Below are 23,543 nucleotides of genomic sequence, written 5' to 3'. Positions count from 1 at the left end.
TTGACATCACAAAACCTTTCATATTATAACTTTAAATACTGCTCTTTAACTACTTTATCAAGAGTTTCAGCTTCATCTCTTTTCCCAATAACACGATGAGATGAACCAACAACTACATCACCTGAATTTACATCTTTTGAAACAACAGTTCCCATCCCAATAACGGCTCCATCACCAATTGTAACTCCCGGTAATATTGAAACATTCATACCTATCCATACATATTTACCAATTACCACGGAGTTTAAAATATCTGCTCTGTCATAGGGAAGAAGAGCGCCTTTTATGTTGTGATTTACGGTGTGTATAACGACATTTCTAGAGATATGAGTATAATCTCCAATTGTTACACCTCCTGCGGCTCTGATAAAAAAATTACTCCCTAAAAATACATCTGTACCTATAGTCAAGTTGACAGGTTCATGAATAGTGCCATCTCCCTCTAGTTTTAGCTTTTCCATGTCTTTTACAGACACTTTCTTAAACTTCTCTTTAGCCATTGCCTTCGAGTAATGGCTTTGAAATTTAACTGTTACCTTAACTAGTAAAAATATAAAAACGTTTAAGAATAACTTAATAAATTTCATTTAACTTCCCCATTTTTTAAAACATTTTTCTTTAAAATTAAAATTATACTTATGATAACAAAAAGATAAAACAATGAAATTGATACAGAATAGGCGTAAATAGAGTCAAGTAGGCTATAAGATTGAATATAAGAGATATAAAAAGAGAGCGAAATGACTAAAAATCTAACTAAATGTATAAAAAAAGAAAATGCATTTAAATTAATTACATTTAAAACCATTATTACTGTCGTAGCAGATATTTGAAAAATGAGTCCTATAGATAAGGCTCTTGCATAATCACCTGAATCATTCCAGCTTTCACCTAATATAAAACTAAATACCCAAGGTGACAAAATAAATGTAATAAAAGACACCAAAACACCTAGTAAAAAAAGTTTTTTTACCAACTTTATTGTTACATTATATATTTCTTCTGACTTATTTTTCCCTATACTAGAAACTTCTGAGTAGTAAACTTTATTTATAGACCGGCTAATAGCACCGATAGGCAAAGCGACCATTGATATAGCTAAAGATAAATAACCTACGTCTGACATACCGAAGTATTTACTTGCGTATATAATTGGCATTTGTGCAGAAACTGCATATAAAAGATGGGCGGGTAATTTAAAATAAAAATAATTGGCGTAGTATTTTACTATTAATAATAAAAGCTGAATATTCAGCTTATAACTACCTTTCTTTTCTTCTATATAAGTGCTTAAAAAGCTATATAAACCGAATGAATTTTGCACTATAGTCCCGAAAATAAGACCTAATGGACCGTTCCCTATACCACCACATATTTTCACTACAGAGCCAAATAACGACTGTTTAATAATAACATTTGAAAAGTTTTTAAACTTTTTACGTCGAACAATCCACATATTGAAAACTTCATAAACAGAGACTATTAGACATGAAATAACAAGAAGGAACCTAAAATCATAAATTTCTCCCACCCCAAATAAAGTAAAAACTGATTTACTAGATAAAAGAAAAGTAACGGCGAGAAGAAATGAGGTTATAAAAGTAAAAATCAAGCACACCAAGATTAATAGTTCTACAACTTCTCTTCTTCTTGGTAATGGGATAGCAAGGCAATACCTTAGATTTAACAGAGGGCTTATTATTAATAAGCACGAGGTAAATAAAGCTGCAACTCCAATTTCATTAGGAGTATATAGCCTTGCTATAATAGGGATCATTAAGACAACTATAGCCTTAGAAATAAAATTCCCCTTTAGTAATGTTTTTATACCACTTATCAAATCACACCTAATTTTTTAAAAGTAATCTTCTACTTTAGAGAGCTTTAATAGCCCTACAAGACATCAATACACAACAGCAAGATAAAACACAGTTAATGTCATATTTGACATCATCAGTTACAAAGAAAAATATTCGTTTTATTTATCAGACTTATACTCATAATTATAATAACCGTAATACCCATAAGCATTACTCGCTTTTTTAACAACACCGTTAAATACTACGCCTTTTACATCTATACCATTTTGTTCAAAACGATTACGTGTTAGCTCTATCTCACGTACATGATTTTGGCCAAAACGTGCAACAAGTAATGTAGTACCTGTATGTGCACTTACAATTGCGGGGTCGGTTACTGCAAGTATTGGAGGGGTGTCGATAATTATAATATCGTAAGCTGCACTTACTTCTTCAACCAACTTACTAAAGTTACTATGCATTAATAGCTCAGAAGGGTTTGGCGGTATTTGTCCGCGCGTAATAACACTTAAGCCATCAACTTTGGTTGGTTTAGTAACTTGCTCTAGGTTTAAACGGCCAGATAGGTAATCACTTAATCCATCGTCCCACTTTAAAGCAAACTGAGTTTGTAAGTAGCCTTTACGCATATCAGCGTCAATAATAAGTACTTTTTTACCACTTTGCGCCAGTACTGAGGCTAAATTTACCGATATAAACGATTTACCTACACTCGGGCTTGGGCCCGATATAGCAATAATGTTGTTTTTAGCTTCCATCATCGCAAAGTGCAGGCTCGTACGTAAGCTACGTAGTGCCTCAATTGCTAGGTCGGCTGGATTATCAAGCGCGAGTATACTTTTAGGCTTGTTCGTTTTATTTTTACGGGCTCGTTCAGCAAAGCCACTTAGTTTATCTTGATAATCTGAGTGCGGTACACTTGCATATACAGGTAGGCCTAGTGCTTCAATCTCGCTTGGGTCTTCAACGCCTTTGTGGATTGCTTTTTGTATAAGCACAATAGCCACGGCTAACATACCACCAAGCATAGTAGCCATTACCACTATTAATGCTTTTTTAGGTTTAACTGGCTTGCTGGTATTTACCTCAGCGTAGTCAATAATACGCACGTTACCTACAGTACCTGCACGAACTATATCAAGCTCTTGGGTTTTGCTTAGTAGCAACGTATAAATTTGGTTGCTTACTTCAACATCGCGCTTTAAGCGCAATAACTCTTGTTGGGTTTCGGGTAGGTTACCTACCTCGCCAATTAGCTCATTTTTTTGGCTTTCTACTGCTTGAATTTGCTCAATTATACCTTGGTATGCTGGGTGGTCTTTTTTAAATTTACGGCCAAGCTCTAAACGTTTTAGGTTTAGCTCTTGTAACTTGGTTTCAAGCTTTACTACTTGCTCAAGCACGCCTTGAGTCTCAAGCGTTATGTCTATTGACTGGCGTTTTATTTGATAGTCGTTAAAGCGTTGCTCTGCGTATTCAAGCTGTTTTTTAATTTCAGGTAATTGTACTTCTAAAAATTCCAGCGACTTTTGCGCCTCAGCACTATTACGCTCGACATTCCGGCGTACATAAATAGCAGCAACTTTATCCAGTACTTTTTCAGCATAGCTTGGTTTAGTGCTTTGTAAGCTTAAGTTAATTATACCTGAATCTTTACCTTTTTCGCTTGCTCCAATTGCAGTTTGAAGGTCTAAAATAGTATTTAAGCGATTTTTACGGGTAATTATAAACTCTGTACCAGCGCGTGCATTTAAAGAGCGAATGGTTAAGTTAAACTTACCGTTTGTAAGTTCCTCGCCTACTTTACCCGATAATATTTGCTCACCGTCAGCATTTAAAAGTGCAAGACTATTGTTAGCTTGTGCTACAACTGTAAATTCTTTATTGATTGCAAAGCGTGGTACGTCAAATCTAAATACATTTATGCTCTCACCGCCCCATGCGTAGCTATTAGCACCAAAGCTAGGCTCAGCTAAATCGCCATCTTCCATTGGGGTGAATTTACGATAAGCGCGACTACCAATAAACGGGAATAGTTTAGGCTCTGCTATAACATCAAGCTTTAAAGTGTCTACGGCCTCACCTATTATACTGCGCGACTTTAGTAGCTCTATTTCGGTTACTGCAGCTGATGTACTTTCAAACATACCTGCCATATCGTCAAAACCAGGGACTGATGCGCCGCCGTCTTCAACTTGTATCATGGCTGTTGCTTGGTAAACAGGGGTACTTAATACAGCATAAATAACACCTACAAACATAAACAGCGCAGTTACGGCTACTATAAAATATTTGCGATCGAGCAATGCGCCTAGTAGCGCCATTAAATCAATTTCTTGCGTGTTATTAGTGCTTTTACTATTCGCGCTACTAGCGCTGTTATTCGGCTGGGTATTCATTAAATTAGCCATTCCTTATAAATACTTTTGCCAAGCGCTACACGCGCTGTCGATTAATGTATAAACGTGTTCAAAAGCCTCTTGGCTTTGGCGGTAAGGATCTGGTATTTCAGCGTTATTAATCCACTTACCTAGTAAAAACGTTTTACCGCGCGCCTCTGGGTAGCGAGCATGTACGTCGTTTAAATGGCGTTCTTCCATTACGAGTATTACGCTGTTTTGCGCAACTAAGCTTGATGTAAGCTGTTGCCCTTGGTGAGTATCCATATTGATACCATGTGCAAGTGCTATTTGCTTTGCTTTTGCATCTGCTGGTTTGCCTTCAAGCGCGGTTAAACCTGCTGACGATACTTTAATATTTTTGCCTTCAAGCTTTTGCTTTAAAACATACTCACCTGTTGGGCTGCGGCAAATGTTGCCTGCACACACTACTAAAACTGAATCAAACATCTTTAAAAAACCCTTAGTTTGCAGTTATATCGTCAACACTATCTACAGTCGCGATTGACGGTAACAGTAAGCTTATTACACGGTTCCAACGGGCAAGCGGTGCCGATGTTACATATACAATATCGCGCGGTTGTAGTTCAAACTGCTCAGCTAATACCATTGCCGCTATATTTTTAGCGTATAATTGGTATACGTTTGCAATAACACCGGTTTGCTCTACGTTGCTTTTACGCAGTACAAATACGCCGTTAGCGTCGGCTGTTGCTTCGTTTAAGCCGCCCGAGTCGCTTAGCGCTTCGGCCAAGTTTAAACCATAACGGTTAAGCGTTACTGAACCTGCTTTTTTAACATCACCTAATACAAATATTTTTTGTGCATCGTTACGGTTTACATGCACTATGTCGCCATGTTGTAACAAACGGTTTTGCGAAATGTCGCCATGGGCATAAAAGTCATCAAGTTTAATAACTTCTGTCTTGTCGCCACGGGTAAATGTTACTGTGCGCCAATCGGCTGCATCTGTTAAACCGCCGGCTTGGTTTAGGGCATCAATTAAGGTAAGTGGTATTTCGGTTACTGGGTATACACCTGGCTTGTTTACTTCGCCGGTAACGTAGGTTTTTTGGCTTCTAAAGCCAACTACTTTTACATCTACTTGTGGGTCTTCTATTACTCGACTTAGGCGTTTAACAAGCTCATTACGTACTTGGCTTATTGTTTTACCCGCTGCGGGTATATTTGGTGCGTAGGCGTAAGTAATGGTGCCGTCTCGCTGTACTCTAAAGCCGTCAAACTCTGCGGTACGTTGTACTGCTGCAGGTATTGTTAGCTCTGGGTGATCCCATACGCCTATTGTTAGCACGTCGCCAACACCTAGTTTGTATTCGTAGTTACTTACATTTAAACCAGCAGTGCTTGAAATTGGTTTAGCAGCTATACGCGCTTGATTTTGTTTATTTATTAGTTGCGAGTCAATTATTTGAATGTTTACTTTTTCGAGATCTTGTTCGAGGTTTTGTGTTTGCTCGCCTGAGTCTATACCTTCAAAGTGACTGCCTGGTACTATTGTACAGCCGGTCATGCTTAGTATTGCGAGTATTGATGCGAGTGATTTACAGCTTAACGCCATTGTAGAATCCCAAAATTATTTTAATATTGCACTTACTCACCAACCTTGGTGAGCACTTGTATTTTAGCCGACTAATTAAAGCATGTGCACTATTGTGAAGCAATAGTCTTTGCTTTGTAAAAGCTTTGTTACTAAGTTTTTAATTAGCACTGAAATTATATCAGTATTTTCATAAGGTCTTTATGAATAAATTTAATTGATAGCCGTTTTTAGTAAAGCACTTAACGCATTCATCACCAATTGCACAAAGAGAAGCGAATGATGAGTAAATGAGAAGCCATTTAAACAAGTACTTTAGGCTGCTTACTTCTCTAAAGCGCAGTGCGCTATTAACCCTTTCATGAATAAACCCTATTACGAGCTTTGCTCGTCACGGCAGCAAGCTACTCGTCTACGAGTGACCGTAACCACGGTGTTAAACTTTGCCACGGGGCTTCAACGTTAAAAGCGCAGCGTGCTCATAACTTCTTTTTGAAATACATTTATTGATAATTGCACAAAGAGAAGCAAATGAGGAGTAAATGAGAAGCCATTTAAATAAGTACTTGTGGCTGTTTACTTCTCTAAAGCGCAGCGCCCTCTTAACCTCTTTGTGAATAAATCACTCAAATTATGATTGCACAAAGAGAAGCGAATGAGGAGTAAATGAGAAGACATTTAAATAAGTACTTAATGGCTGTTTACTTCTCTAAAGCGCAGCGCCCTCTTAACCTCTTTGTGAATAAATCACTTAAAATATGATTGCACAAAGAGAAGCGAATGAGGAGTAAATGAGAAGCCATTTAAACAAGTACTTGTGGCTGTTTACTTCTCTAAAGCGAAGTGCCCTTGACCTCTTTGTGAAGAAGTTCTATTACGAGCTTTGCTCGTCACGCCAGCAAGCTGCGCGTCTACAAGTTAATTTAACCACGGTGTTTTAAGGGCTTTGAGCACGCTTCCGCCCTTAGGTTACAGTTCCTAGTTACTGATATAACACTATTTTTTCGTGGCATGAAGCTGCTGCTACGTTTTAATTCACGCGGCATAAAGCCGCTGCTACGTTTTTAGTTATTATTGCTTAATATCTTTATTATCTACACTTACTTCAATTTTTTGATTAAGTAAGTTAATTAGTAAAATACTGCGCAAGTCGCCATCGGGCTCTTTGTATATTGCTTGTATATTACTGAATGAATCGTTGTTAACATTTACTACATCACCTGTTTTTGGTATTTGTGATTCAGTAGTGTGTGCACGTTCATTTTTTAAATGGTCAATTATGTGCTTAGAAACCAACTGATAACTTGCCCCATAAGAAACAAAACCACCTATTCCACGGGTGTTTTTTACAGCAGAAAAGTTACCATTTTTTGATTCAAGGCATACAAATAAATAATTAGGGAATAAAGCGGTGTGTTTGACGGTCCGACGACCTTTAACCAACCTTTCGGTAGTTAATTGGGGGTAAAACGCTTCAATCCCTTGATTTTGCAAGTTAGTTTTAGCTCGCTCTTCTTGCTTAGGTTTGCATACGACTAAATACCAACATTCCATAGTAGCCCTTAATACATAACTAAATTGCAAAAAATACAATTCCAAACTAAACAACGGCGGCATTATAGCCAACATAGAGTACCTATGTAAATAAGCCTTAGCGGTTAATAGCCACTCACTTTAACAAATATTGTTATTGAGTTTAAAGGGAGTAAAGGCCTTGACGCTAGTTTAGTACCTATAAAGCCATGTTTAGATTGGGCTAAACAAAAGTTTAGCCGCGAAAATTTATTAAAAACTTTAATTAATATTTTTTTAATAAATATATAAATAAGAGCGCGAAGTAAATTCGCACCTACAAGTTGGTGCATATTTGTAGGTGAGGTTTATACCTCACTTTTTTTGGAGTTAAAATACGAGTGCGAAGTAAATTCGCACCTACAGGTTGGTGCATATTTGTAGGTGAGGTTTTATACCTCACTTGTTGTTAGGAGTTAAAACACGAGCGCGAAATAAATTCGCACCTACCTGTTGGCACATATTTGTAGGTGAGGTTTTATACCTCGCTTTTTTAGGTGTTAAAACATGAGCGCGAAATAAATTCGCACCTACCTGTTGGCACATATTTGTAGGTGATGTTTTATACCTCGTTTTTTTAGGTGTTAAAACATGAGCGCGAAGTAAATTCGCGCCTACAGGTGGGTACATGCTTCTAGATAAGGTTATTAATTTAGCTCAAGCGTTAGAACCTTGAATAATTATGGCTTTACTTCTACCTTAAAATTCAATGTAACAAATTGATGACAAGGAAGCACAATGCAAATACTTCACCACGGAGCGGTTAACGGCGTTACTGGTTCGTGCCACGAGCTGGTAGTTAACGAGCAAACAAGTGTGCTTATTGATTGCGGGTTATTTCAAGGCGAAGACTCTAAAGTCGATCTTTCAATTGAGTTTAATATTACCCATGTTACTGCCCTTATTGCTACCCATTGCCATATTGACCATGTTGGCCGAATTCCTTATTTATTAGCAGCCGGTTTTAAAGGCCCTATTTTTACAAGTCTTGCATCAGCCAGCTTATTACCGTTAGTAATTGAAGATGCTTTAAAAGTGGGTGTAACCCGCGACCCTAAAATTATAGCTGCCTGCTTAAGCTTATTAAATAAACGCATAGTTGCTGTAGATTATAAAACGTGGTTTGAACTACCTTGCAAAGGGCTCAATAAAGCTAAAGCGCGGTTTCAGCGTGCAGGCCATATATTAGGTTCTGCCTACGTTGAAATTGATATTACAAATAACAATAACAACAAACATCGCGTTGTGTTTTCAGGAGATTTAGGCGCACCGCATACCCCGCTACTCCCTTCGCCTAAAGCGCCCTATAAAGCCGATACCCTCGTTATTGAATCAACCTACGGGGATAAAAATCATCAAGGCCGTAAAGAGCGCACTCAAACGCTAAAAAACATTATTGAACGCGCTGTTAGCGATAATGGCGTGGTGTTAGTGCCAGCTTTTAGTATTGGCCGCACACAAGAGCTGCTATATGAGCTTGAGCAACTCATACATAGCTCATCTAAAAAGTCTAAGTGGCGAGACATTCACGTAATACTCGACTCCCCTATGGCAGCCAATTTTACTGAGCAATACAAAAAGTTTAAGTACCTATGGGATAGCGAGGCCAAACGCAAAGTTGCAAACGGTAGGCACCCGCTCGATTTTAAAAACCTAACTACGGTTGATTCACACAAAGAGCACATGGCTATTATTAACTATTTAAGTTCGCGGCAAACACCAGCCATAATATTAGCAGCAAGCGGTATGTGCACTGGTGGCCGAATAGTTAATTATCTTGAGCGGTTTTTAAGTGACAAAACCACCGATGTATTGTTTGTAGGTTACCAAGGAAACAAAACCTTAGGCCGCGAAATTCAAAAATATGGCCCGCGTAATGGGTATGTTTTTATAAATGATGCTCGCATTACTATAAACGCAAAAGTACATACAATTAGCGGGTACAGCGCCCATGCCGATCAAAACGGATTAATTAAGTTTGTAACGGGTATGCATAAAAAGCCAAGCCATATAAAAATTGTACATGGAGATGAAGATGCAAAAGGTGCGTTAGCAGCAAAGTATAAAGAAGTGTTAAGTAATGATGTTGAAGTTGAGATTGGTAAATTGTAGGCGAGAAGCTTGTTATCGCAATTTGATAAATACGTAAAAGCTGCGCTTTTTGTGCCCCAGCAAGCAAGGCGCCTACATGGTCACAAACACCGAGGGTAAAAATACACGTAGGCGTGAAGCTTGCTCGCGAAAATTAATTTATTCAAATGGAAATTAATTATATGGCTAACACACATAAACGTTTAAAAGGACGCTGCACTTCGGTAAACGCTTATTACTCTATTACAATTTGTTGTGATTTTCGTAAGCCATTATTTGCTAACTTTTTATGGCCGCGGTTAATTGCAAGTGAACTCATTAAATTTTCAAGAAAAAATTCACTGAATATTATCTGCTACGTAATTATGCCTGATCATATACATTGGCTTTTACAGTTAAATAGTAGCCTTGACCTTTCAAACCTAGCTAGGAATTTTAAAAACATTACCACTTATAGACTTAATAAACATAGCGGTACACACGGAAAGATATGGCAATCAAATTACTATGACCACAAAATAAGAAATGATGAAGATTTAATAGGTCAAGCGAGGTATATAGTGGCAAACCCTTTACGTGCTGGCTTAGTGGACGACATAAGGAAATACCCATATTGGAATTGTGCTTACTTGTAAAAGCGGTGGTTTTAAATGCGCCAGCAAGCAAGGCGCCTACATGGGCACATACACAAAGGATAAAAATACACGTAGGCGTGAAGCTTGCTCGTGCAATTTAATAAATACGTAAAAGCTGCGCTTCTAATGCGCCAGCAAGCAAGGCGCCTACATGGACGCATACACCAGGATAAAAATCCTCGTAGGCGTGAAGCTTGCTCACGCAATTTAATTAACACGTAAAGCTGCGCTTTTAGTGCGCCAGCAAGCAAGGCGCCTACATGGTCACAAACACCGAGGGTAAAAATCTACGTAGGCGAGAAGCTTGCTCGTGCAATTTAATAAATACGTAAAAGCTGCGCTTTTAGTGCGCCAGCAAGCAAGGCGCCCACATGGACGCATACACCAGGATAAAAATCCACGTAGGTACGTCATTCCCTACAGAGATCAAACTATTGCAATCTATTCGCTTTAAGAGCCACTTACGTTTGGTAAAATTGTAACGTTAGTTTGATTGTTATATTTTTGCTTCCAATTCAAATCACAAATGCCATCAGTGGGTGAAAAGGCAGTAGGTGCTGTTAAAAATAACCTACGTATTTCTTGATGATCAGACTCGTCACATGCAATTTTAAGTTTATCTAAAAATGGATCGAGCTCAGACCAAGGCATTTTAACTTCTTGTGCACTTAGGATTCTTGGGTGGTCTGTTCCAATTACGTTGTCTCCTATAAGGAGCTCTTCAAAGAGTTTTTCACCCGGGCGTAATCCTGTGCACTTTATTTCTATATCGCCATTTGGGCGTTTTGCATGTTTAACTTCAAGCCCCGATAAATGAACCATTTTAACAGCTAAATCTTTAATTTTAACAGGCTCTCCCATATCAAGTACAAACACGTCACTACCTAAGCCCATTGCGCCTGCTTGAATAACCAACTGAGCAGCTTCTGGTATTGTCATAAAGTAACGGGTTATATCTTGATGGGTAAGTGTTATTGGGCCGCCTGCTTTAATTTGTTTTCTAAACAGGGGTACAACTGAGCCTGACGACCCTAAAACATTACCAAATCGAACCATAGTAAAGCGTGTTGTATCTTGGATTTCAGATAGCCCTTGCAGTACTAACTCAGCCATGCGCTTAGTAGTACCCATTATATTTGTTGGGCGCACTGCTTTATCTGTAGAAATTAATACAAATGTTTCTACTTTGGTATTAATTGCCGCTGTAGCTACATTGTAGGTGCCATAAACATTGTTACGTACGCCTTCAACTACATTATGCTCAACTAATGGTACATGCTTATAGGCAGCTGCGTGATAAACAGTTTGAACGCTAAAAGTAGAAAATGTTGACTCAACTAATTTTTTATTTTGAATAGAGCCGAGTATTGGTAATATTTCGATCCTTGAGTCATTTTTGGCGCAAAATTCTGACAGCTCCTTTTCAATTGCATAAAGCGCGAACTCAGAAAGCTCAAATAGTACTAATTTAGTCGGACTATTTTTTACTATTTGCCTACAAAGCTCAGAACCTATAGAACCGCCAGCACCTGTAACCATTACAACTTTATTAGTTATATTTGCCGACATCAAATCTTGTCGAGGTTGAACTGAATCACGACCTAACAGGTCATCAATTTCAACATCTTTGACTTCATCAAGATTAGTTGTACCAGCAACAATATCGGCCATGCCGGGAACAGTCATTACTTGTAGTTTAAATTTCTCTATCGCGTTAAGTACTTCTTTTCGACGGCTTCGAGATGTACTTGGCAGCGCTAATAATATTTTATTTGCGCACTTTTGCTTTGCTATTTCAGCAATTTGAGAAGGTGCGTGCACACAAATACCTTGAATTAACGATAAATGCTTTTTAGGGTCGTCGTCAATAAAGGCGACTGGTGAATATTCTGGGCCATTTGCTAAGGCCGTGGCTAATTGACGACCAGCAGAACCTGCTCCATATATAATTACACCTTCTTTACGGCGCATAGTTATTTGGCCAACTACAGCTCGCACGGTTAGCCTTGCACCACCAACAAATAAAATACAAAAGCTGGCATAAATAAATGGTACTGTTCTTGGTACTGGCGCACTAAGAAAAAAAGATAATACAGTTAAATAAACAGTCGAAAGAACAACACCCGCAATAATTGCCCACATAGCCTGAGTATTCATATAGCGCAATACAGCTCTATAAAGCCCAAGTTTTACGAAGCTTAATAAACTCAAGGGTAATACTGCTGCCAATAGTACCCACGTGTGTGTATTTTTTAAAACGGCTGTACTGTCTAGCCTGAGTAAAAAAGCCAGCCAAAAAGCGACTATTATAAATACGCTATCGATGAAGAGAGAAATAATTCTTTTTTGAGGACGAGGCAAATTAACTAAAAATTTTAAAGGCACAATACATTTCCCTGAAGCTAGTAGTGATACTACTATTCTATTGATTACAATTTTACTACAAGATGAACAACCATTGCACTTAATAGTTAAAGACTATATGTAAATATTTATATAGTCTTTATGTATTTGATTATTTTTTGTAAGTAAACGTTATCGTTAGGTATATGTTTTTATTTTAAAGAAGCTAAAACAAGCACTTCGTTGATTATTTGAGCTGTTTTACCTATTTCGCTTTCAGTCAAAGTTGGATGCACTAAAAACATAATTGACGTTTCTCCTAACTGTACGGCATTAGGTAAACGTTTTTTAGGTCTCCATGGGGTATCATCAAATGCTTTTTCAAGATAAACCTCTGAACAACTGCCTTGAAAACACGGTACACCACGTTCCACAATTTCGTTTACTATACGATCTCGGTTCCAATCATTAGCCAAATATTCGGGTTTTATAAACATGTAATGTTTATATTGAGCATGTTCGATGTGTTTTGGTACATTAACTAATCTTACACAATCAAAGCTATCTGCGGCATTATCGAGTAATGCACCATAAGCTTGACGTTTTGCGGTCCATTTAGCCATACGCTTTAGCTGAATACGCCCTATAGCAGCTTGCATTTCGGTCATACGCCAATTTGTGCCAAAACTTTCATGCAGCCATCTAAAACCTGGTGGGTGCTCTCTATTATAAATAGCATCAAAGCTTTTACCATGATCTTTATAGCTCCACATGGCTGACCATAGCTCTTTTGAGTTAGTTGTTACCATTCCGCCTTCGCCACCAGTAGTCATTACTTTATCTTGGCAAAAACTCCATGCACCTATGTGACCAATACTTCCAACAGAACGACCTTTATATTTAGCACCATGGGCTTGTGCACAGTCTTCAATTACATAAAATCCATGTTCTTTACTGAGCGCCATTATTTCATCCATTTCAGCTGGCATACCCGCTAAATGAACAACAATAACTGCTTTAGTTTTTGGCGTTAATACTGCTTTTATAGATTCGGCGGTTATAGCTTGGCTATTTAGATCAACATCCGCAAATACAGGGGCCGCACCAGATGTAACAATACTTGAAGCAGATGCTAAAAAAGTACGCGGAGTAGTTATTACTTCATCACCAGCGCTTATATTTAATGCTTTTAAAGCAAGATCAAGTGCTAATGTGCCATTACCTAACGCTATGGCATATTCACTATCAGCCCATGTTGCAAATTCTTTTTCAAATTCACGGCCTTCAGTGCCAGTCCAATAATTTACTTTGTTAGATAAAATAACACGGCTAACTGCATCAGCTTCTTCTTGTGTAAAGCTAGGCCATGGGGAAAATGGGGTATTTAACATGCAATTCCTATAAAATTTAAAAAGGCTTAACTATTATCTGAAACTTTAGTGCAAGGAGAGCCATAAGCAATTACACCAGATGGTATATCTTTGACAATTAAACTACCTGCACCAATTAATGTATTGTCGCCAATATTAATAAGTTGTTTTACTTTACTTCCAATACCTACCCAACTACTTCGCCCGACGCAAACTCCGCCAGCTAATGCTGTACCTGGACAAATATGGGTAAAGTCACCTATTTTACAATCATGCTCAATTATAGCTGAAGTATTAATTATACAGCCACGGCCTATTACTGCAAAAGCGTTAATAACAGTATTAGCAGCTATGACAGACCCTAAATCTATTTGAGCATATTTACTTATAATTGCCCTTGGGTGTATTAGGGCTGGTAGTGTGTAGCCATTTTTGGCTAACGTTGTTATTTTTTCTTCTCGAGTATTATTGTGACCTATAGCAACAGCAACATTTATGTTGGTGCTAGGTACATTGAGTAAATCTGAAAATGTACCTATAACAGGCCAATGCTCTATACTTTTTTTATCAGGATATGCATCATCATAAAAGCTAATACTAAAACCTAGTTGCTCTGCAATATCAGCTATTACTTTACCGTGGCCACTAGCCCCTAAAATAGCCAACGTTTTTACAGATGGCTTAGTCATTGTTAGAGCCTTTAAAAGGTTCAATAGTTACGTGCCCATCAGCACTGATGCCTTCTCTTACAAAAACTTTTTTTACAGTTAACAGTAATATTTTCATATCGAGTAGAAAGCTTTGATTTTCTACATACCATACATCAAACTTAAACTTTTCATCCCAGCCAATTGCATTACGCCCGTTAACTTGTGCCCAACCTGTTATACCAGGTCTTACATTGTGGCGTTTAGCTTGCTCTGAGTTATACAGCGGTAAATATTGCACTAATAGTGGCCGAGGCCCAACTAAGCTCATATCGCCTTTAATAACATTAAACAAACCAGGTAGCTCGTCTAAACTAGTTGAGCGTAAAAAAGCGCCAAACTTAGTCATTCTTTCGTTATCTGGAAGCAAGTTACCGTGCTTATCTTTGGCATCGAGCATGCTTCTAAACTTCATCATTTTAAATACTTTACCGTGTAAACCAGGGCGGTTTTGCGTAAATAAAATAGGTGAACCTAATTTTATTCTGATTAGCACAGCAACCAGTAATATAACTGGAAGTAAAATCAAAAATACAATTATTGAAACCGTTAAGTCAAAAAGATACTTAATCATTAATAGCATCCTGTAGCGTTTTTTCGACTCTTGTAGCCATCATGTCTCTAGAAAAATGTTCATAAGCTAGTGTTTTACAGCTATTCACGGCTGTTTCGTAATCAGATTTACTGTCAAGGAAGTCACTAATAAGCATACTAGATGCCTTGTAATCATCCGCCTCTAAAACTAAGCCACATTTGTGTTCTTTAATGAAGTCTTTTTGCCAACCACCGTAATTAATAGCGATAGGCGTTTTTGAAGCTAATGCATCAAACAGCTTATTTGCAGAATTATGCCACATCTCTTTTACTGGACCGAATAATGATAAAGATAAGTCTGCAGCAGATAATAAACGAACTATTTCTGTTTTTGGTACTGGGTCAAGAAAGTATAGGTTTTTATTGTAAACACCTAGCGCCCTTGCTTCGCTTATTATCTTCTCTTTCTCCATCCCGTCACCAATTGCAACAAAACATAAATTTGGATTAGAGTTCTGCGCAGCTTTTGCCAAGCTCACAATATAGCTCACATTATTAATTAGACCGAACGTACCCGTATATACAATAAGTTTTCTACCATTAACAAAACCTAACTTAGATTTTAAATAATCAATGCCGACATCTTTACTAACATCAAACAAACTCGTATCACAACTATTTGTAGCAAGGGTTACTTTGTCAGGCGAAATACCATGCTTTATTATTCCATCACACATGCCTGGTGAAAGACCAATCAATCTAGTTGAATTTTTATAGGTATATTTTTCTAACCATGTTGCAAATTTAATTATGAATTTATTTTTTATGACGCCTGCAGCAACTGGCAATTCAGGCCAAAGATCGCGTACCTCAAATACTAGAGGCCTTTTTTTGCACTTAGAGTAAATCACCCCTGGTATCGCAATAGTTAAGGGTGTACTTGTGGCAAAAACCACATCGGCTTTGATAGAAAAAGATTTAACTGTTGAGCTTACTGAAAACCTAATAAATTTTAAAATTCGCTTAAAAAAACTATCTTTATTTGAATATGCTAAATGTAGAACGTGTAGTTTTATACCCTCAATATCTATAAGGTTCCAACCATAGTTTAGATTGTAGTTATCTGAAAAATAAGCCGAGCTAGTAATAAATGTAACATCATGACCGCTTTTAACTAGTCGCTTGGCCATCTCATAAGATCGCGTTCCAGCATTTGACTCGGGCGTAGCAAAGTATTGATGTAAATATAGGATTTTCATTAGTTATCCTGTTTATAGATTTGTACTGATAGGTTTGACATTAATTTGATAAAAGCCAGAACTTAATGGTATCAAAAATTTAATTATATAAGTGATTAATTACACATGGGAATAATCTTTAGTTAAAATTATTATGGCTATATAATGCTTAAAATTACCTTTTAAAATAAGTTCTTAACATTAGTATTATCTTTCTATAAAAAGACAACTCAGCAGGAATGTATATTGCCCATCTAATCATTAGAGGGAAGCTAATATAAAACGGGTAAAAACGTAATAAATAACCGCGTGCAGAAAAGCGTCCTTTATGGTCAATCTCTCTACCTTCAAGTTCTGTGGTATGAAAACATGTAGCTAAATCTAGATATTTTACCTTTGCATTGGACTGAAATAAATTTAATACAAACTTATTTTCTTCACCGCAAGGAAGATCTGTACCCAAGCCCAAATTTGTATCAAATTTAATATTTTTATCGTTTACAAATTCTCGCCGTACGACTATTTCAATTGAAGATATTTTTAACGAATTGGTTAATCGATGAGTTTCATGAAAAGTATAATTTTTATAAAATTCATTTTTATTTTCTAATGATTTTACTTTAATAAAAACAAGATCGTCTCTTGATTCTGAAAGAGTTTCTAAAAGTTTCTGTAGAGCTTCAAATTCTATTTTTATGTCATCATCTTGAATCCATAACCATTTATTTTTATTTTCTTTAAGTAGTGTGTTTCGACTGCGGCTTAGTCCTGACTCATTTGTTTTTAATACTTTTATTCTTTCAGAGATAACTATAGCCACATTCTCTGGTTCTCTTTGAGAGCAAATTAAAAAATCAATACTAGGATCAATTTTTTTAATGTTATCCTGTATATATATAATCAACTCACTCAAAGAAGAAGCGACAGTTGATATGCCTATTGTTAACATGGAAGCCTTGTAATTAAAAATAAATTTTACCCAATATATTATAAGGTATGTATTGTTCTGCATTTGTTATTTTGTAAACAAAAAAAACAACAATCAACGATACTATAAACAAATAAACGAGCTTGCCTCCTCCCTTAAATATACGCATCAAGTAAGTCAAAAGAACTATATTCGTTATGTTGAAAATAATAACAAATCGATCACTTAAATCCTCAAACTGTAAAAACAAAATACTTAAGATAAGACCAATAAAACTCAGGTTGAAAAATAAGTTGTAATATTCAAACCTTTTTTCTAACCTTTTGTAATAATATAATAAAATAAAGAACATTAAGGGCTTTTCTATGAATGAGAAAGAAAATGGCTTTGGTTCTCCAGAGGAAACATATGATTTAAAAGCATAAAGAATAATATTCGAACTTGGCAAGGCGTCAGCTAGTAATTTAATTATATTGATAGCCTGTAAAAATATAGAACTCGCTAAGATCAACAAAAATACGCGGGGACTAAATTTTTTGTGTACAAAAAAGTACAAAGGTAATACAGCAATTAAACTAACATGAAATGTAATTCCTATTATATTTAATAAAAAGTAACCATAAATATTTCTACTTTTAATGTACCGTATGGAATATAAAAATATTGCTACAGCAATACCTTGCCTCAAAAACATCATATTAAACTGAAAATAACCATATCGCATGTATAGTAGTAATGCAAAAATGGTCATTGGTGTATAAATAGATACACTTTTGTACGTTAATCCAATTGTAAATAATGCAGTGACCACTAGAAAAAAATTAAAGTCTTCAACGAAATAATGAATAATAAAATTATAAGTTAAGTATCCCTTTTCTAAGCGGCTATTATCTGAAAAGTAATTAAATAAGTTAGATAGATATTCAGGCGCATCATAAAACACCTGATGGTACACTTCCCAATCAGGCTTCGCACCAACCTCATGCCTTAAACCAGCAAACAGAGCTAGTACAAGAACTAAAAAGTACCCTAGAAAACTATAATCTTTTTTTGCTATAGATGAATATGAAAACAAAACAACAACAGCAATAAGAACTAGATAAATCATTTACAAGAAGTCACTATTCATCGAGTTTTAAATCTAAGATCAATCTTTCATATAAAGAGTCTTTATCAAAAACTGAATTTTTATCTAAACCATCTCTTCTCAATTGTTCATTCCATAAATGTACGGCTTGAGCCCCATCCAGGTTAATATGCTCGTCACTAGCAAAAAATATATGCTTCCAATCAGCGGATGGAATTGGATAATATTTTTGGATTGGTGCAGCAAAATTAAGTAAACTTCCTTTTTTCACAAAGCCTGTAAGTGCTTTTGGGCCGGTAATTCCCCACGGTAGATATGAGAAATCCCCTCTTCCCCATGTCCTTCCTATAAGTTTTCTGATTAAGAACTTAAAAGTATCCCATTTTGTAAATTGAAATGGATTATTGCAGTAGTTACTTAAATTAGAAAATAACTTGTTACCCGATTCCTGAGTTCCAATTACGGCATTGTTTATATAAGTATCATTTTCAAAGCCAAAATCGAGCTCGTTCTCAATGTAAAATGGAGATAAACAGATAACGTCCATATCAACCCAATAGGTATTGCTACACTTTAAAAGCATTTCATATCTAAAGTGATTTGCAAAACCTGCGTAACTTCCCTTTCCCTTGCCAGTGACTGCTCCATAAGTGAATATTTTATCTCTAGGGAGTATTGAATTAGCGTCTAGTACTTCCACACCTTCAGGTATGTTTAGCACTTCATCATAAGTATACAAGTACACTTTATGCCCTGCGCGCAAAAAAGACGTTAAACACACTCTCTCTAATCTAGATAAAGATCCACCGATCCATAATGATCTTATTTCTGCCAACACTATATCTATACCTTTTTATTAATTTCGTGGCTTTATTACAAAACGATAATGAATAATCGACTAGTAATTTAAATATACCTTTGATAATAAGGTATTGCTTATTAAACTACTTAATATCTTAATACTCATTAGCAATGGTTAAATAATTCAGCCAAATAATGCTCTAATTAAACTTCTCTTCGTTTTTAAGCCTAAAGTAATGCTCAGAATCTCTATGACTAAAAACAACAGCAGGGTGTCCGCCTGCAATAGCGAGTGCAGGAATATCAGATACAACCACACTACCAGCCTGTATTACAGCCCCTTCACCAATTTTAACCCCACCTAAAATAATAACTCGGTTTCCTAGCCAAACGTTATCGCCTATTTCAATATCCTTTAAAATATAAGTATTGTCATAAGGTAGGGCTCCGCCATTAATATTATGGTTTTGAGCTATCATCATGCACGACGACCCCGAGTGGAAGTTATCACCTATTGTAACCCTGCCCCCACCCGAAATTTGCATTCCATTAAAATGACAATTGCTTCCCAAATATGTATTTCCATTGAAGCTGCTTTTATAGTTGATATTAGGCAGTTCTTTACAATAAGAAATTTGTTTAAGCGCTTTTTTGGTGTAATATTTTTTTCTGAAACGACATTTTAATTTGCGCATTAAGTTTAATATACTTTTCATTTTAACTCTCTTAGCCCCCATGGCATATCAAATAGTTTTGCACTGACAATCCATGTGCAGATAAACTGCCAGACATTTGCAATCAAAAAGGCAAATCCCGCACCAATTATACCGTAGTGTGGAATTAGAATTAATAACAAAGCAATATTAATCACACCTGAAGAAATAGTTACATATGATAAGTATTTGGTTTTCTTTATATAAAAGATATAATTCGTTACCATAAAGTACATGCCTAGAAAGATTTGCCCTGCGATGATAAAGGGTAATACTTCAGCAGCTTGGTAGAACTTTTCACCTACTATAAGTTTCAATATCGTCGGAGCAATAAAAAAAGATAGTAACGCCATTAGAATTAAAAAAACAAAATATATATATGTTTTTTTAACAATCGATATTTTTTTATTAAGATCATTTTCTTTTAGCTGACTAAACAACCAAGGAGAGTAAGCTTTGTTAATACTAGTGAAAATAATATTTAAAGCATTACCTAAGCTAAGAGCTACCATGTAAATTCCCGTCATCTCCAAACCTAGCTCTTTATTTATTATTAATCGGTCAATAGAGAGTAATAAAAAACCGCCTAGCACATGCGGTATAAGTGGCACACCAAATGATAAAGCATATTTAATATCATTTATATTATATTCAAATGTAACTAGCTTATCTTTACGAAGAATTATGTAAGATACAAAGCCAATCATTGTACTTGTTATAACAATTGCGAAAATACGTCCATCTGAACCTAATTTAAATAAAATAACAAACAATAAACTAAATAATAAAACAACGAGTGCATTCGTGATTTGAAGTACACCATACGACTTTGCTCTGCCTCTAATTTGCCATTGTCCTAAGCGTATATTTAATATAAAGCTAAAAAAAACACTCAATATACCTAAGTAAACCCAAGTCGTTGGAATACCTAAATATGCAGCTAAAAAATTATCGATAAATGCTAAAATGATTAATGATAAACTCGTACTAGCTAATAATATAAAAAAGCAATTTCCATTGAACCTCGCAAGTTCAGCTGGAAGAATATTTTCATCAAAAAAACGGCGATTGGCGGCGCCATTTACACTTAAACCTATTAAAGCAGCTAAGGCACTAGTGAAAATGATAAACATAGCAATTTGGCCGTATTCTTCAGGTGTAAGGTAACGAGTTAGAATAGGCAGTAATATAAAAGGTATTAAGGCACTTGCTATAGAGCTTAATACATAGATTGAACTACTTTTGAAGAAACCACTCATAATTGTCTTATGTCATAAAGTGTATAAAAATTTGATTTAGATAGTTTGAACAAATCATTAAAACTTTCATTGGTTAAGATTTTTTTTATTAACTCAGCAGAAAGCTCTCCCTCTTGATGCTCCCACTTTGTCATATATGTTGCGCTATATTTTTTTACCGCTTGACTACGCTTTTTAGAAGAGCAATAAATAACCCCTTCTTTAATAGACTGTTCAATATTATCTAAATTTAAAGGGTATACTAAGCCGTTTTTTTTATACTCATAATAATCAGACATATCTGCATCAGAAGAAAATTCATAATATAAGGTTGCCTTTCCTGCTAATGCAGCTTCTAGGTGAATACTAGAATTAGCTGACACTAAGCAATTTATTGAATTAAAAAAAGAGCTCAAACTATTTGTAGTTGGATCGCACCACTGAATTTGGGTGTTAGTAATAATAACCGATAACTTTTTTAAAAAAGAACTCGGTTGAGATGGGTGTGTTCTTACTAATATTTTATTTCCGCACTCAACTAATCTTTCAATCAATACTTTTAAGTAATCGAAATCATCCAACATGTTGACAGCTATTCCTACATCAAAAGCACCAGTTACATCCTTATTTGTGTTTATTAACTTTTTTTGACCACTTAAAAACACGTTAGCAGGAAATACTGATACACCTGGTAGATTATCAACGCACATTTTATATGTTTCATAAGCTATTTCACCATCAAGCAATGCATAATCGTACTGTAGGGGCGGGAATAACTTCGAAACAGACGCGTGTTGCATATAAAAGGTTTTTATATTTAACATTTCACATACAAGGCGTAAGCACCTATTCGCGCTATTATGATCGTTAGATAGTATGACTAACTTTAGATTTCCTTTACTCGATAGCTTAGTTAGCGTCCTGATAAAGTAAGGTAAAAAGGTATAACTCTGACAAAGTGCAGAAAAAAAGTAATTTATTTCAAAATTTTTATTTGCTTTTTTTAATTTAAAATAAAGTCTTGGGGATTTAATAACAAAAGTACATACACTGATTAAAAAATCAAATATATTAATTGAGAAATCATTACTTTTCCCTTTAATAACTTTTGACGTAATTAAATTATATGCAATATTCAACCTGTCTAATCCATTTAAGGTTGAGTCAAGGCTATTATATTGATTATTAGTCCCCGCAAATACTAATATCTCATGAGCACTATCTAAGTTCTCTTTCCTAAAACGAACTAATTTTAATAATGTATAAAAATATAAACATATTTGTGGAATTATTCCCGGATGTTTGGACTTCAACCTTTTATAACTATCTAAACTTTCGAGTTTGGTTCCAAAAAAATACGCCAAAACACACTCATCTTCCTTAGATAAACAAGTGTGCATCAATTTAAAAGTTTTTATTATGCTCATTTTACTTCAACAACACTGAGAAATAATACTTCACTTTACAAGCTCATGCGAAAGAGCAGTTCCTGAAGGAATACTTGAACTAGATATTTTACCTATCACGCCATATAAATGCTTAGGAGCTAGTCCATAACCAGGCCTAATACTCTTTACATTTTCATGCGTAAATAATTCACCTTTAGCGATATCCTTTACCACATAGAGTGAACGCCTAAATATTGCATTGCCTATTTCACTCTCTTTTCGCTCGTAATTTACTTTACCAACCGCTTCCCATGCTATTTTAGAGTCTCTACACAACTGTAGTAACTCTGGCTTTTCTAATGAGAAGCTATCATCTGGTCCACCGCCATTTCGATCAAGCGTGACATGCTTTTCTATTAAACATGCACCTAAAGCCACTGATGTAATAGCCGTCGTATTATCGATAGTATGATCTGATAGACCCGTTAATACATCAAAGCGTGTGGCCATATCTGCAACAGTCGCCAGATTGTAATCTCCTGAGGGCGCTGGGTAACCACTCACACAATGCAGTACAACAAGCTCTTCACAACCTGCATTTCTGGCAGTTTCTACTGCTTCACGAATTTCTTCTTCGTTAGCCATGCCGGTTGATATAATCATTGGCTTACCTGTTTTAGCAACGTACTCTATTAATGGTAAGTCAATAGCTTCAAACGATGCTATTTTATAAGCAGGCGCACCAAGTTCTTCGAGTAAATCAACGGCAGTAAAGTCAAACGGCGAGCTAAAAATAGTGATACCTAACTCTTTGGCTTTTTCAAATAAAGGTTTGTGCCATTCCCACGGCATGTGTGCTTCTTCATATAAGTCATACAGTGTTTTACCGTCCCACAACCCACCTTTAATTAAGAATTCAGGATTATCACTTTTCATTGTTATGGTATCAGGACGATAAGTCTGCAGCTTCATTGCATCTGCACCACACTCTTTTGCCATTTCCATTATTTTGTAGGCATTTTCGATATCACCGTTATGATTCGCTGACATTTCAGCAATGATATACGGCGCATAGTCAGGGCCAATTTTTCTGTTATCGATAGTAATAAATTTATTCATAA

At 36.0% G+C, this 23,543-nt stretch carries 20 protein-coding genes; 2 read left to right on the top strand and 18 right to left on the bottom strand.

All coding sequences use genetic code 11. The annotated features are described in order from the left end of the window. Positions 1–23: 23 nt before the first annotated feature. From WNY98_RS03810 to rfaH, 6 genes are all read right to left on the bottom strand, one after another. Entirely contained in the window at positions 24–587 is a 564-nt protein-coding gene (locus WNY98_RS03810) for an acyltransferase (RefSeq protein ID WP_342877166.1), read from the bottom strand. Beyond that, positions 584–1,840: an oligosaccharide flippase family protein gene (locus tag WNY98_RS03805; RefSeq protein WP_342877165.1), complete on the bottom strand. Its 1,257-nt coding sequence runs from the start codon at positions 1,838–1,840 to the stop codon at positions 584–586. Before WNY98_RS03805 ends, WNY98_RS03810 begins: the two co-directional genes overlap by 4 nt. Before the next feature lie 138 nt (positions 1,841–1,978). Then, positions 1,979–4,219, bottom strand: a complete 2,241-nt coding sequence (locus WNY98_RS03800) for a polysaccharide biosynthesis tyrosine autokinase (RefSeq protein WP_342877164.1) — start codon at positions 4,217–4,219, stop codon at positions 1,979–1,981. 15 nt (positions 4,220–4,234) lie between these two features. Next, positions 4,235–4,669 carry a low molecular weight protein-tyrosine-phosphatase gene (locus WNY98_RS03795; protein WP_182779521.1) on the bottom strand — a complete coding sequence of 145 codons (435 nt, stop codon included), beginning with the start codon at positions 4,667–4,669 and terminating at the stop codon, positions 4,235–4,237. 13 nt (positions 4,670–4,682) lie between these two features. Beyond that, positions 4,683–5,798 (bottom strand): polysaccharide export protein, encoded by a 1,116-nt coding sequence (locus WNY98_RS03790; RefSeq protein WP_342877163.1) that lies wholly within the window; start codon positions 5,796–5,798, stop codon positions 4,683–4,685. A gap of 1,050 nt (positions 5,799–6,848) precedes the next feature. Beyond that, complete coding sequence (gene rfaH / locus WNY98_RS03785) at positions 6,849–7,331, bottom strand: transcription/translation regulatory transformer protein RfaH (protein ID WP_182748059.1); 483 nt, start codon at positions 7,329–7,331, stop codon at positions 6,849–6,851. Positions 7,332–8,087: 756 nt separating this feature from the next. Here rfaH and WNY98_RS03780 point away from each other — a divergent pair. Further along, entirely contained in the window at positions 8,088–9,461 is a 1,374-nt protein-coding gene (locus tag WNY98_RS03780; protein WP_342877162.1) for an MBL fold metallo-hydrolase, read from the top strand. A gap of 146 nt (positions 9,462–9,607) precedes the next feature. After that, positions 9,608–10,075, top strand: a complete 468-nt coding sequence (locus tag WNY98_RS03775; protein ID WP_342877161.1) for a transposase — start codon at positions 9,608–9,610, stop codon at positions 10,073–10,075. Positions 10,076–10,525: 450 nt separating this feature from the next. Here WNY98_RS03775 and WNY98_RS03770 read toward each other — a convergent pair whose 3' ends face one another. The 12 genes from WNY98_RS03770 to pseI all read right to left on the bottom strand — a co-directional run bounded on the left by WNY98_RS03770 (position 10,526) and on the right by pseI (position 23,541). Next, complete coding sequence (locus tag WNY98_RS03770) at positions 10,526–12,460, bottom strand: nucleoside-diphosphate sugar epimerase/dehydratase (RefSeq protein ID WP_342877160.1); 1,935 nt, start codon at positions 12,458–12,460, stop codon at positions 10,526–10,528. 170 nt (positions 12,461–12,630) lie between these two features. Beyond that, the gene (locus tag WNY98_RS03765; RefSeq protein ID WP_342877159.1) at positions 12,631–13,809 is read right to left on the bottom strand and encodes a DegT/DnrJ/EryC1/StrS aminotransferase family protein; all 1,179 of its coding nucleotides are present in this window, start codon (positions 13,807–13,809) and stop codon (positions 12,631–12,633) included. 26 nt (positions 13,810–13,835) lie between these two features. After that, positions 13,836–14,477, bottom strand: coding sequence for an acetyltransferase (locus tag WNY98_RS03760; RefSeq protein ID WP_342877158.1), 642 nt, complete (start codon positions 14,475–14,477; stop codon positions 13,836–13,838). Next, positions 14,470–15,069 (bottom strand): sugar transferase, encoded by a 600-nt coding sequence (locus WNY98_RS03755; protein WP_269435538.1) that lies wholly within the window; start codon positions 15,067–15,069, stop codon positions 14,470–14,472. The genes WNY98_RS03760 and WNY98_RS03755 overlap by 8 nt, the downstream gene beginning before the upstream one ends. Then, positions 15,062–16,288, bottom strand: a complete 1,227-nt coding sequence (locus WNY98_RS03750; RefSeq protein ID WP_197183283.1) for a glycosyltransferase family 4 protein — start codon at positions 16,286–16,288, stop codon at positions 15,062–15,064. The genes WNY98_RS03755 and WNY98_RS03750 overlap by 8 nt, the downstream gene beginning before the upstream one ends. A gap of 154 nt (positions 16,289–16,442) precedes the next feature. After that, entirely contained in the window at positions 16,443–17,216 is a 774-nt protein-coding gene (locus WNY98_RS03745) for a glycosyltransferase (protein WP_197183284.1), read from the bottom strand. Between the two features lie 13 nt (positions 17,217–17,229). After that, a complete protein-coding gene (locus tag WNY98_RS03740) occupies positions 17,230–18,303 on the bottom strand; it encodes an EpsG family protein (RefSeq protein WP_197183285.1) in 1,074 nt (357 codons plus the stop codon). A gap of 13 nt (positions 18,304–18,316) precedes the next feature. After that, complete coding sequence (locus WNY98_RS03735) at positions 18,317–19,120, bottom strand: hypothetical protein (RefSeq protein WP_197183286.1); 804 nt, start codon at positions 19,118–19,120, stop codon at positions 18,317–18,319. 163 nt (positions 19,121–19,283) lie between these two features. Then, entirely contained in the window at positions 19,284–19,565 is a 282-nt protein-coding gene (locus WNY98_RS03730; protein ID WP_342877157.1) for an acyltransferase, read from the bottom strand. 230 nt (positions 19,566–19,795) lie between these two features. Beyond that, complete coding sequence (locus tag WNY98_RS03725) at positions 19,796–21,055, bottom strand: oligosaccharide flippase family protein (protein ID WP_197183288.1); 1,260 nt, start codon at positions 21,053–21,055, stop codon at positions 19,796–19,798. Beyond that, the gene (locus WNY98_RS03720) at positions 21,052–22,461 is read right to left on the bottom strand and encodes a hypothetical protein (protein ID WP_197183289.1); all 1,410 of its coding nucleotides are present in this window, start codon (positions 22,459–22,461) and stop codon (positions 21,052–21,054) included. Before WNY98_RS03720 ends, WNY98_RS03725 begins: the two co-directional genes overlap by 4 nt. A 30-nt stretch (positions 22,462–22,491) precedes the next feature. Then, on the bottom strand, positions 22,492–23,541 hold the full coding sequence (gene pseI / locus WNY98_RS03715) for a pseudaminic acid synthase (protein ID WP_342877156.1): 1,050 nt from the start codon (positions 23,539–23,541) through the stop codon (positions 22,492–22,494). Positions 23,542–23,543: the final 2 nt, after the last annotated feature.

The organism is Pseudoalteromonas sp. AS71 (genome assembly GCF_038900275.1).
Lineage (GTDB): Bacteria > Pseudomonadota > Gammaproteobacteria > Enterobacterales > Alteromonadaceae > Pseudoalteromonas.
Note: the sequence above shows the minus strand (reverse complement) of the source record. Positions and strands in the feature narration are given on the sequence as shown.

Excerpts from the sequence above, each read along its gene's own strand:
- WNY98_RS03810 (WP_342877166.1), bottom strand. The coding sequence starts at position 587 with ATGAAATTTATTAAGTTATTCTTAAACGTTTTTATATTTTTACTAGTT.
- WNY98_RS03800 (WP_342877164.1), bottom strand. The coding sequence starts at position 4,219 with ATGAATACCCAGCCGAATAACAGCGCTAGTAGCGCGAATAGTAAAAGC.
- WNY98_RS03795 (WP_182779521.1), bottom strand. The coding sequence starts at position 4,669 with ATGTTTGATTCAGTTTTAGTAGTGTGTGCAGGCAACATTTGCCGCAGC.
- WNY98_RS03790 (WP_342877163.1), bottom strand. The coding sequence starts at position 5,798 with ATGGCGTTAAGCTGTAAATCACTCGCATCAATACTCGCAATACTAAGC.
- rfaH (WP_182748059.1), bottom strand. The coding sequence starts at position 7,331 with ATGGAATGTTGGTATTTAGTCGTATGCAAACCTAAGCAAGAAGAGCGA.
- WNY98_RS03780 (WP_342877162.1), top strand. The coding sequence starts at position 8,088 with ATGCAAATACTTCACCACGGAGCGGTTAACGGCGTTACTGGTTCGTGC.
- WNY98_RS03775 (WP_342877161.1), top strand. The coding sequence starts at position 9,608 with ATGGAAATTAATTATATGGCTAACACACATAAACGTTTAAAAGGACGC.
- WNY98_RS03765 (WP_342877159.1), bottom strand. The coding sequence starts at position 13,809 with ATGTTAAATACCCCATTTTCCCCATGGCCTAGCTTTACACAAGAAGAA.
- WNY98_RS03760 (WP_342877158.1), bottom strand. The coding sequence starts at position 14,477 with ATGACTAAGCCATCTGTAAAAACGTTGGCTATTTTAGGGGCTAGTGGC.
- WNY98_RS03755 (WP_269435538.1), bottom strand. The coding sequence starts at position 15,069 with ATGATTAAGTATCTTTTTGACTTAACGGTTTCAATAATTGTATTTTTG.
- WNY98_RS03750 (WP_197183283.1), bottom strand. The coding sequence starts at position 16,288 with ATGAAAATCCTATATTTACATCAATACTTTGCTACGCCCGAGTCAAAT.
- WNY98_RS03745 (WP_197183284.1), bottom strand. The coding sequence starts at position 17,216 with ATGTTAACAATAGGCATATCAACTGTCGCTTCTTCTTTGAGTGAGTTG.
- WNY98_RS03740 (WP_197183285.1), bottom strand. The coding sequence starts at position 18,303 with ATGATTTATCTAGTTCTTATTGCTGTTGTTGTTTTGTTTTCATATTCA.
- WNY98_RS03730 (WP_342877157.1), bottom strand. The coding sequence starts at position 19,565 with ATGATGATAGCTCAAAACCATAATATTAATGGCGGAGCCCTACCTTAT.
- WNY98_RS03725 (WP_197183288.1), bottom strand. The coding sequence starts at position 21,055 with ATGAGTGGTTTCTTCAAAAGTAGTTCAATCTATGTATTAAGCTCTATA.
- WNY98_RS03720 (WP_197183289.1), bottom strand. The coding sequence starts at position 22,461 with ATGAGCATAATAAAAACTTTTAAATTGATGCACACTTGTTTATCTAAG.
- pseI (WP_342877156.1), bottom strand. The coding sequence starts at position 23,541 with ATGAATAAATTTATTACTATCGATAACAGAAAAATTGGCCCTGACTAT.